9 protein-coding genes are annotated in these 9,872 nt (G+C 72.7%); 6 read left to right on the forward strand and 3 right to left on the reverse strand.

Annotated features, from left to right (window positions below; translation table 11 throughout):
* The first annotated feature begins 63 nt into the window (after positions 1-63).
* From AB0D74_RS50165 to AB0D74_RS50190, 6 genes are all read left to right on the forward strand, one after another.
* Positions 64-660 carry a sigma-70 family RNA polymerase sigma factor gene (locus tag AB0D74_RS50165; RefSeq protein WP_362603333.1) on the forward strand — a complete coding sequence of 199 codons (597 nt, stop codon included), beginning with the start codon at positions 64-66 and terminating at the stop codon, positions 658-660.
* Complete coding sequence (locus AB0D74_RS50170; protein WP_362603336.1) at positions 657-2,348, forward strand: FAD-binding protein; 1,692 nt, start codon at positions 657-659, stop codon at positions 2,346-2,348. Before AB0D74_RS50165 ends, AB0D74_RS50170 begins: the two co-directional genes overlap by 4 nt.
* 206 nt (positions 2,349-2,554) lie before the next feature.
* The gene (gene wecB / locus AB0D74_RS50175; protein ID WP_362603339.1) at positions 2,555-3,769 is read left to right on the forward strand and encodes a UDP-N-acetylglucosamine 2-epimerase (non-hydrolyzing); all 1,215 of its coding nucleotides are present in this window, start codon (positions 2,555-2,557) and stop codon (positions 3,767-3,769) included.
* 16 nt (positions 3,770-3,785) lie between these two features.
* Positions 3,786-4,517, forward strand: a complete 732-nt coding sequence (locus AB0D74_RS50180; protein ID WP_362603342.1) for a hypothetical protein — start codon at positions 3,786-3,788, stop codon at positions 4,515-4,517.
* Between the two features lie 36 nt (positions 4,518-4,553).
* Positions 4,554-5,816, forward strand: coding sequence for a VCBS repeat-containing protein (locus AB0D74_RS50185; protein WP_362603344.1), 1,263 nt, complete (start codon positions 4,554-4,556; stop codon positions 5,814-5,816).
* A 100-nt stretch (positions 5,817-5,916) separates the two neighbouring features.
* Positions 5,917-7,173 carry an acyltransferase gene (locus tag AB0D74_RS50190; protein WP_362603347.1) on the forward strand — a complete coding sequence of 419 codons (1,257 nt, stop codon included), beginning with the start codon at positions 5,917-5,919 and terminating at the stop codon, positions 7,171-7,173.
* 112 nt (positions 7,174-7,285) lie between these two features.
* Here the strand turns inward: AB0D74_RS50190 and AB0D74_RS50195 are convergent, their stop codons facing one another.
* Genes AB0D74_RS50195 through AB0D74_RS50205 form a run of 3 tightly spaced genes read right to left on the reverse strand, consistent with a single transcriptional unit; the run spans position 7,286 to position 9,737 of the window.
* A complete protein-coding gene (locus tag AB0D74_RS50195) occupies positions 7,286-8,278 on the reverse strand; it encodes an MsnO8 family LLM class oxidoreductase (protein WP_362603350.1) in 993 nt (330 codons plus the stop codon).
* Entirely contained in the window at positions 8,275-8,859 is a 585-nt protein-coding gene (locus AB0D74_RS50200) for a hypothetical protein (protein WP_362603352.1), read from the reverse strand. Before AB0D74_RS50200 ends, AB0D74_RS50195 begins: the two co-directional genes overlap by 4 nt.
* Positions 8,856-9,737 (reverse strand): alpha/beta hydrolase, encoded by an 882-nt coding sequence (locus tag AB0D74_RS50205; protein ID WP_362603355.1) that lies wholly within the window; start codon positions 9,735-9,737, stop codon positions 8,856-8,858. The genes AB0D74_RS50200 and AB0D74_RS50205 overlap by 4 nt, the downstream gene beginning before the upstream one ends.
* Positions 9,738-9,872: the final 135 nt, after the last annotated feature.

A 9,872-nucleotide genomic window follows, 5' to 3' on the forward strand; every position in this document is an offset into this window, starting at 1 on the left:
CAACCGACCACCAGGGCGGGGAGGCGACTTCGGGGTCTCCCCGCCCCTGCCCGAGGGAAACCGATGGCCGTCACCCCGACGGCGAAGCCGCCGGACCTGGCGGGTGCCTTCGAGGCGGAGGCCCTGCCGCACCGCGCCCACCTCCTGGCCGCGGCCCGGCGCCTGACCCGTTCGCACACCGACGCCGAGGACCTCCTCCAGGAGACCTGTCTGAAGGCGTTCCGTTCCTTCCACCAGTACCGGCCCGGCACCGACATCCGTGCCTGGCTGCACCGGATCCTGATCACCACCTTCATCAACGACCACCGGCGCCGCCGAGCCAGGCCGCACAGCGCCGAACCCCTCGACGAGAACCTGCACTTCCGGCCGGACACCGGCCCGCCGGCCTCCGCCGAGGAGCAGTACCTGGCCCGGTTCGCGCACCCCGACATCGGCACGGCGCTGCGCTCGCTGCCCGAGGAGTACGCGGCGGTGCTGCGGCTCGCGGACATCGAGGGCCTCGCCTACCAGGAGATCGCCGAGATCCTCGGCGTCCCCACCGGGACGGTGGGCTCGCGGGTGCACCGCGGACGCCGCCGGATGCGGGAGCTGCTGCCCCAACTCGACCCACGCCGTACCGGTCCCGCACCATCCACCCCTGCGAAGGAGCCCCTGACATGAACGCAATCGACAGACGTACCCTGCTCGGCCGCGGTGCCGCCGTGGCCGGTGGTGCGGCGGTGGCCGGAGCCCTGCTGCCCGCCGACGCCCACGCGGCGGCCGGGCCGGGCGCCACCGGCACCGGGAAGGGGACCGGCACCGGCATCGGCAGCACGGTGACCCCCGGGGACTCGCGCTACCCGACCCTGAAGACCGGCAACAACCAGCGGTTCGTCGCCACCCCGGACTACGTGAAGATGATCCGCTCCTCGGCCGACGCCGAACAGGCGCTGGCCAAGGCCGTACGGAACGGCAAGCGGATCTCGGTGCGCAGCGGCGGCCACTGCTTCGCCGACTTCACCTGCAACCCCGACGTCGAGGTGATCCTGGACTTCTCCGAGATGACCGGCGTCGGCTGGGACCCCGCCATGCGCGCCTTCTACGTGGAGCCCGGCGCCCGGCTGCTCAACGTCTACGAGGCCCTGTTCAAGGGCTGGGGCGTCACCGTGCCGGGCGGCATCTGCTACAGCGTCGGTGCCGGAGGGCACATCGCGGGCGGCGGGTACGGTCTGCTGTCCCGGGCCCACGGCCTGGTCGTCGACCACCTCTACGCGGTCGAGGTGGTGGTGGCCGACGCGGCCGGCCGGACCCGTACCGTCCGGGCGACCCGCGAGGCCGACGACCCCGACCGGGACCTGTGGTGGGCGCACACGGGAGGCGGCGGCGGCAACTTCGGGCTGGTCACCCGCTACTGGTTCCGCTCACCGGACGCCCGCGGCCCCGAGCCGTCCGACCTGCTGGTGAAGGCGCCGGCGACGGTGCTGGTCAGCGCCGTCGACATCCCCTGGGACGGTCTGGACGAGAAGACGTTCAAGCGGCTGGTGTACAACTTCGGGGCCTGGCACGAGCAGCACAGCGACCCCGACAGTCCCTACCGGCATCTCAGCAGCCTGTTCAACGTCTCCGCCAAGGCCCACGGCAGCCTGGGGATGTTCACCCAGATCGACGCCTCGGTGCCCGGCGCCCGCGAGCTGCTCGACTCCTTCATGGCGGCGGTGACCAGCGGCACCGGGGTGGAACTCCGCTCGCTGGACCGCGGCAACGGCGAGCTGCCGGCCATGCCGGGGCTGCACGAGCCCCGGGAGCTGCCCTGGCTCCAGGCCACCCGGCTGGTCGGCACGGACAACCCGACGATCACCAACCCCACCTCGCGCGGCGGCCACAAGTCCGCGTACATGCGCCGGAACTTCAGCGAGGACCAGCTCACGGCGCTGTACCGGTACATGACCCGGCCGGACTTCACCAACCCGGACACCATGCTGGTGCTGTTCTCGTTCGGCGGCCGGGTGAACGCCGTCGAGGAGCACGCCACCGCCAACGCCCAGCGGTCCGCCGTGTTCAAAATGTGCTTCCAGACCTTCTGGAACGACCCCGCGGAGGACGACTTCTATCTGGGCTGGCTCCGGGATCTCTACGGTGAGTTCTTCGCGTCCGGCGGCGGTGTACCGGAAATCAACGACGCCACCGACGGCTGCTATATCAACTATCCGGACCGTGATATGACCGACCCGCGGTACAACCGCTCCGGCACACCGTGGACGACCCTCTACTACAAGGGCAACTATCCGAGGCTTCAGCAGGTAAAGCGCCGCTACGACCCCTCGGACGTGTTCCGGCACTCCATGTCCATAGCTCCCGCGCGGAGCTGATACAACACGCCCGAAAAGCCCCTGGCCGGCCCCGCTCACTGGAGCGGGGCCGGCCTTTTTCATGCCCGTTGTCCCAACGTTTCGTACAACCGGGAAAACGTACGCGTTGACCCTTCGTCCGCCCCGATGGAATTCTATTTCCCGTCAGTGCAGAACATCAGGAAAAGGAATTCGACCGTGCTGATGGATTGGACGGTGAGAAAGAAATGCGAACTGTTTCGGTGGTCATAGGCACCCGGCCGGAGGCCATCAAGATGGCTCCCGTGATCAGGGCGCTCCAGGCGCATCCGGGTCTCGACCCGGTGGTCGTCTCGACCGGGCAGCACCGGCAGATGCTGGACGAGACCCTCGACGCCTTCGGCCTGGCGGCCGACATCGACCTCCAGGTGATGGCCCCCCGGCAGAGCCTCTCCCAGGTGACGGCCCGCATCCTCAACGGACTGGAGGCCCGGCTCCCCGGCCTCGGCGCCGACGCCCTGCTGGTGCACGGCGACACGGCGACGACGCTGGCCGGCGCCCTGGCGGGCTTCCACCACGGGGTCCCGGTCGTCCACGTCGAGGCCGGACTGCGCAGCGGCGAACTCTCCTCGCCCTTTCCCGAGGAGGGCAACCGGCGGCTGGTCGGCCAGATCTCCGCGCTGCATCTGGCGCCCACCCCGGCCAACCGAGCCAACCTGCTCTGCGAGGGCATCCCGGACGAGACCATCGTCGTCACCGGCAACACCGTGATCGACGCCCTGCGCTGGGCCGGCGAACATGCCACCGAGTACGGCGACCCCGCCCTGCGGGACCTCGACGAGGACCCCCGCCGGATCGTCCTGGCGTCCGCCCACCGCCGGGACGCCTGGCCCCAACTCCCGGAGATCGCCGCCGCGTTCCGCCGTATCGCGGACGAGCCCTGCACCCGGGTGGTGATCCCGCTGCACCGCAATCCCGCGGTGCGCCAGGCGATCCTGCCGGTCGTCGCGGGCCACCCGGACATCACCGTCACCGACCCGCTGCCGTACCTGAGCTTCATGAAGCTGCTCAAGCGGGCCGATCTGATCGTCTCCGACAGCAGCGGCGCCCAGGAGGAGGGGCCGGCACTCGGCAAGCCCACCCTGGTGCTCAGCGAGGTGACCGAGCGCAGCGAGGCCGTGGTGGCCGGTACCGCGAAGCTGGTCGGCAAGACCACCGAGCGGATCGTCGCCGCCACCCTCGAACTGCTGCGGGACCCGGTCGCCTACGACCGGATGGCCGGTGCCGCCAACCCCTACGGGGACGGCAGGGCCGCCCGGCGCACCGTCGACGCGGTGGCCTGCTTCCTCGATCTCGGCGACCGTCCCGAGCCGTTCGTGCCCGAGACCCCGGTCGACCAGTTCGCCGCCGAACTCGCCCGCAGCGCCGACTACCAGCGGCACGCGCCGCAGCCGACCCTCTGAGCACCGAGGACCCGCCATGAACCGGAACACCGTCCGCACCCTGGAGCTGGGCGCCGAGGACATCCCGTCGCTGCTGGTGGAGAACGTCGACCACTACCGGGTGCGGGGGCCCGCCGTAGTGGTCAACCCCCACCCGGAACCCGTCCTGCTCGACGTCGAACCGCGGGTGACGATCCCGGCCCTGTCCTCCACGATCCTGACGGACACCACGATCGTCGGCGCGCCCTCCGTGCTGGTCCTCGGCCTCCCGGACCGGCCGGCCGCCGAGGTGGTCCGGGCGCCGGGCTGGCATCCGCTGGGCGAGCTGCTGCCGCCGCCGGACCCGGCCGACCCGACGGAGTTCCCCCGGCACACCCCGCTGTGGAAGGGCCCCCAGGACGGCGCGGGAACGGCCCTGCTGGACGCGCCCCACCTGCTCGGCGAGCGCCCGGACCGGACCGCCGAGGAGACCTACGAGATCCGGGTGAACCTCTGGTACGCCCCGGCCGGCACGGACTGCGCCCTCCACAACCGGCACGACTTCATCGAGGTCCACACCCAGATCGCCGGGGTGGGCCGGATGCAGAAGTTCCACGCCCACGACCACCGCACCCGCTACCAGGACATCCCGATGGCCCCGGGCTACACCACCCCGCAGCCCTTCTGCCGCACCGCCCCCGGCGGCGGCTACCGCTACCCCTGGCACCAGTACCGCGCCGACACCGACTGCGTCTGGCTCGCCGTCGAGTACCACCGCCCCGCCCGCTGACGTCCGCCGACCCGCCTTCCCGAGAGGACCCACGCCATGACCGAGAATCACCGCCCCGCTCCGATCCCGCCGGTCTTCGCCCCCGAGGTCGTCGCCGAGCAACTGCGCGACGGCTACTGGCTGGAGGCCCCCGACATCGACCAGGACGGCCGCCCCGACCTGTTCGGCTACGGTCTGCGCCTCGGCGAGATCTACTGGTACCAGAACGACGAGCACTGGACCCGCCGGCTGATCGCGGACGGCATCAGGATGCCGGTCGGCGCCGACTTCGCCGACATCAGCGGCAACGGCCACCCGGACGTCGTCCTCTGCTACGAGCTGTACGGCCCGATCGGCACCATCCACGACCCGGACCCGGCCGGCGGCAAGATCGACTGGCTGGAGAACCCGGGCGCTCCGGACAAGGACGAGTCCCGCTGGAAGCGGCACTACGTCGGCCGGGCCACCGGTATGCACCGGCTGCGGGTCGGGCACTTCACCCGCACCGACCGGCTCCAGATCGTCGGCGTCCCGATCGTCGCCGAGGCCGACGTGCACGCCGTGCTGCCGGTGGTGGTCTTCACCCAGCCCGACGACGTGCACACCGCCGCGGAATGGCCGATGGAGACCATCGACGACAGCCACTTCCGGATGATCCACGGCGCCGAGAAGAAGGCCGGGCTGATACCCGGCTCGGACCTCGACTCGCTGCTGTTCGCCTCCGACGAGGGCGTCACCTGGCTCTACTTCGACGAGGCGACCGGCCAGTGGGTGCGCAGGCTCATCGGCACCGGGGAGACCACCCAGTTCGAGGCCACCGGGTTCCGGGGCAGCGGCGACGTCAACGCCGGCCGGATCGGCGACGACCCGATGGCGTACGTCGCGGCCGTCGAGCCCTTCCACGGCAACACCGTCGCCGTCTACGCCAGGACCGGCACCGACGAACAGGGCGGACCCGTCTGGTCCCGCACCCTGCTGGACGTGTTCGGCGACCCCAACGAGAGCGGCGAGGGACCCGGCCACCAGATCGTCTGCGCGGACTTCGACGGCGACGGCGAGGACGAGTTCCTGGTGGCGCTGCGCGGTCCGTGGCCCTGGCAGGGCGTCATGTACTACAAGGCCATCGACCTGGCGGCGGGCGTCTGGGCCAAGTGGCGGGTCGGCGACGAGTCCGTCGCCCGGATCGCCACCGGCGACTTCGACGGGGACGGCCGCCTGGACTTCGCGACCATCGCCTACTCCGTCCAGAACTACTACGTGGCCAAGGACGCCAAGATCATGCTCTACCGGAACCGGACGCCGCGCGGCGACGCCGAGTAGCCCCCTGCCCCGACCCCCGCGGACGCCGCCCCGGCCCGCCCGTGCCCTCCGGCCGGGCCGGGGCGGCACCGCCCCCAGCCCTCAGCAGAAAGCCGTCGCCATGTCCTCCGCCGTCGTACCGCCGGGCACCTCCCGCCCCGGGAGCAGACCCGCGAAGCTGCCCTCGCTCACCGGACTCCGGTTCTTCGCCGCGCTCCTGGTGTTCTTCTTCCACTCCTCCCTCTCCAACAGCCCCGTCCCGCCGAACGGTCCGGTCAACCCGTTCGCCGACCACACCCTGGCCCGCGTCTACGCCAAGACCTTCGTCTCCACCGGCTACATGGGCGTCTCGTTCTTCTTCGTGCTCTCCGGCTTCGTCCTGGCCTGGTCCGCACGGCCCGGCGAGCGGGTCACCGCCTTCTGGCGCCGCCGGATGACCAAGATCTTCCCCAACCACCTGGTCGTCGCCGCCGCGGTCACGGTGCTGTTCGCCGGGGCGGCCGTCACCGGGGTCTCCGAGTGGCTGCCGAACCTGCTGCTGGTCCACACGTTCTTCCCGCAGGCGTCGATCAACCTCAGCCTCAACCCGCCCAGTTGGTCCCTCGGCAGCGAGCTGCTGTTCTATCTGCTGTTCCCGCTGCTGATCGTCCCGATCCGCAGGCTGCGCGGCGGCGCGCTGTGGGCCTGGTCGGCCGTGATGGTCGCCGGTACCGTCGCCGTCCAGCTCGTCTCGACGTACCTGGTGCCCGACACGCCCAAGTCGGCGATCACCCCGGTCTCCGACGCGCAGTTCTGGTTCGGGTACCTCTTCCCGCCCGGCCGGCTCTTCGAGTTCGTGCTCGGCGCGCTGCTCGCCCGGATCGTGCTGACCGGCCGCTGGCCCCGCCGGATCGGCGTCCGCCTCTCGCTCGTCCTGGTCGCGGCCGGGTACGGGGCCACCTACTTCGTGCCGTTCCCGTACACCTTCGTCACGGCCACCGTCGTACCGATCGGCCTGCTGATCGCGGCGGTCGCCGACGGCGACGCCCGCTCCCGCGGCGGCTGGCTGAGCAGCCGCCCGATGGTCTGGCTCGGCGAGGTCTCCTTCGGCTTCTACCTGGTCCAGGGCGTCACCATCTTCTACCTGCGCAGCCTGCTGGGCTCCGAGCCGTTCGGCACCCCGGTGGCGGTGGCCGTGGTCGTCCTGTTCTTCGCGGCCTCGCTGCTCGCCGGCTGGCTCCTCTACCGCTTCGTGGAGATGCCCGCGATGCGCCGCTTCGCCCGCGCCCGGCGCCCCGCGCCGACGGCGGCCACCCCGGCCACCGCGGCCCCGGCGGCCGTACCGGCCCGGCGCACGGTGTCCGCCGCCGCACCGGACGCCGAGCGGGAACTGACCTGAGCCCGGGGAGACCGATCCGGGTACCCGGGTCCCGGGGCGGGAAGTCCCTTCCCTCCCGTGCGAAGTGCCCCGTCCTCCCGGAGGACGGGGCACTTCGCACGCGTACGCGGCCTCAGCCGGCGGCAGCCGCCACCGGTTCACCGGACCGCGTGCCGGACAGGCCGAACCCCTCGGCCAGCAGCCGGTAGGAGCGCGCCCGGTCGGCCGGGTCCTGGGTCAGGGTGTTGACCATCAGCTCGGACACCCCGTGTTCCTCGGCCAGCGCCCGCAGCCGGGGGACCACCTCCTCGGGCGTACCGAAGATCATCGACCGCCTGCGGTCGGCGGCCCGTTCCGCTTCGAGTCCGGTCCAGCGGTGCGCCCGTACGCTCGCCGCCGAGGGCAGCGGACGGTCGTCGCCGAGGTCCTTGCGGGCCCGCCACAACAGCATCGACCCGGCCAGCTCCTCGGCCCGCGCCCGGGTGTCGGCCAGCACCGCGCGTACGGCCAGCACCCCGCCGTGCCCGTCCCCGGGCACCGCCCGGGCCCGGGAGCTCCGGTACGCGTGCAGTGCCGTCACGCCCGGTCCCGGTACCAGGAAGTGCGCGAAGGCGTAGCCCACGCCCAGCTCACCTGCGGCCCTGGCCGAACCGGCGCTCGCCCCCAGCAGCCACAGCTCCGGCGGTACCGGCGGCACCGCCGTCACGGCGCGCGGGCCGTCGTCCGGGCCGCCCGGCCGCAGCAGCGCGCGCAGCTCCCGCAGCCGTTCCGGGAAGTCCCCGGCCGGTCCGCCGGACCGTCCGATGCCCATGTCGACCCGGCCCGGGTGGAGGGCGGACAGCACCGCGAACACCTCGGCGACCTTCAGCGCCGGATAGCGCGGCAGCAGCACCCCTCCGGTGCCGACCCGGATCCGGCCGGTCGCCCCGAGAACGGCTCCGGCCAGCATCTCCGGGGCGCTCCCGGCGAAACCCGGCGAGTGGTGGTGCTCGGCCACCCAGTACCGGGTGAAGCCCAACCGGTCGGCGTCGCGGGCCAGGTCGAGCGAGGCCCGCAGCGCGTCGGCGCCGGTGTGCCCCTCGCCGACCGGGGACTGGTCGAGAACGGAGATCCGCACGTCGCTCACGCCTCCTCCCGGCCGCGCGTGCCGGGCCGGCCGTCGGGCCCGTGCCGTCCGTCCTGCCCGGGCCGCTCGTCGACGATCGCCGGGACGATGCGGTAGTCGCGCTGGAACACCAGGTTGTGCAGGTCGGCCGAGGCGATCGCGCGCAGGGTGGGCACCTCGGCCGCCGCCTGCTCCGCGGTGAAGACGTTCAGCGGCCAGTCGGCCACCGTGGCGCCGCGCAGATGCGGATGGTGGAAGCCCCGTCCGTAGTGCGCCATCAGCGTGATCGGCCGGATGTCCGTCTCCCGCTGCTCCGGCCAGGACAGCGTCCACAGCGCCGCGAGGCCGCCGTCCGGGGTGCGGCCCGCACCGGTGGCCTCGACGGTCCCGGTGCCGCGCAGCATCTCCTGGTCGAACTCCCGCAGCACCCGGCGGGCGTACGGGTCCAGCAGCGCGACCGCCTCGTGGAACAGCCGTTCCTTGCTCTGCCGGGAGACGGCGTCCCCGTGGGTGCCGTCGCGCAGGTCCCCGAAGTGGCGTCCCAGGGCCGCCAGATGGGCGGGCGCCCCGGGGGCCGGCGGTGATACAGGGTGCGTGGTCACTTGTCCTCCTGGTGTGCGATGTGGCCGGCGGTCTCGGCGAAGCGGGCCGCGACCATCCGGCCCAGCCACTGGCGCATCGGATGCGCCCGGTCGGCGTCCCCCTGCCGGGACGGCATGACCAGCGCGGCGTGCGGGGTCTGGTGGAACAGCCGCAGGGAGGTCGGCACCCCCGCCTGCCGCAGGGTCTCCGCGTACCCGCGGACGTCGTCCAGCACCGGGTCGTGGTCGCCGACGGCGAGGACGGCCGGGGCCACCCCGGTGACGTCCGCGGCCTCCAGCGGGGTGGAGTACAGGACGTTCCCGCCGGTCCGCCGGTGCAGCGGTGCGCTGCCCCGGTACCGGAGCCAGGCGGTGCGCAGCTGCTCGGCGGAGGGGTACGCGGTGGCGTCCGCCCCGTACGAGGGGTTGCGGCAGGCCGGGTCGAACGGCGGGTAGGCGAGGAACTGCCCGGCCAGCGGCTCACCGGAGTCCCGCAGGACCAGGGCGGCCGAGGCGGCGAGCGTCCCGCCGGAGCTGTCGCCGCCGACGGCCACCAGCGGGGCGCCGTTCTCCCGGACCGCCTCGCGGCGTGCCCAGCGCACCGCGGCCAGCACGTCCAGCAGCCCGGACGGGTGCCGGTGCCCGGGGGCGAGCCGGTAGTCGACGCTGACCACGGCGCTGCCGGAGAAACGGGCGAGGTCCGAGGTGACCTCGTGCCACTGGGCCGCCGAACCGTACTGCCAGCTTCCGCCGTGCGCCCAGACCAGCCAGCCGACCGGCCCGGCGGCGGGCCGGTAGACCCGTGCCGGTACCTGATGGCCCTGGGACGGCAGCAGCACCTCCTTCCAGCCGACGGTGCCCTGCGAGGGGGTGTGCCGGAGGTCCGGGACACGCTTCACGACGTTCTCCTTTCCGGGGCCGCCCGCCGCGGCCGGGATGCGGTGGCGGCGGGGTCCCCTTCGGCACTGTGCAGAGCCGAACCGCCGACGCCAACCGGCAGTTGGCCAGGTCGCACCGCGATCCGCCGTACGGGA

Source organism: Streptomyces sp. NPDC048278, from assembly GCF_040652195.1.
Lineage (GTDB): Bacteria > Actinomycetota > Actinomycetes > Streptomycetales > Streptomycetaceae > Streptomyces.

Coding starts and splice junctions, on each gene's coding strand:
- AB0D74_RS50190 (WP_362603347.1), top strand. CDS start 5,917: ATGTCCTCCGCCGTCGTACCGCCGGGCACCTCCCGCCCCGGGAGCAGA.
- AB0D74_RS50180 (WP_362603342.1), top strand. CDS start 3,786: ATGAACCGGAACACCGTCCGCACCCTGGAGCTGGGCGCCGAGGACATC.
- wecB (WP_362603339.1), top strand. CDS start 2,555: ATGCGAACTGTTTCGGTGGTCATAGGCACCCGGCCGGAGGCCATCAAG.
- AB0D74_RS50165 (WP_362603333.1), top strand. CDS start 64: ATGGCCGTCACCCCGACGGCGAAGCCGCCGGACCTGGCGGGTGCCTTC.
- AB0D74_RS50185 (WP_362603344.1), top strand. CDS start 4,554: ATGACCGAGAATCACCGCCCCGCTCCGATCCCGCCGGTCTTCGCCCCC.
- AB0D74_RS50170 (WP_362603336.1), top strand. CDS start 657: ATGAACGCAATCGACAGACGTACCCTGCTCGGCCGCGGTGCCGCCGTG.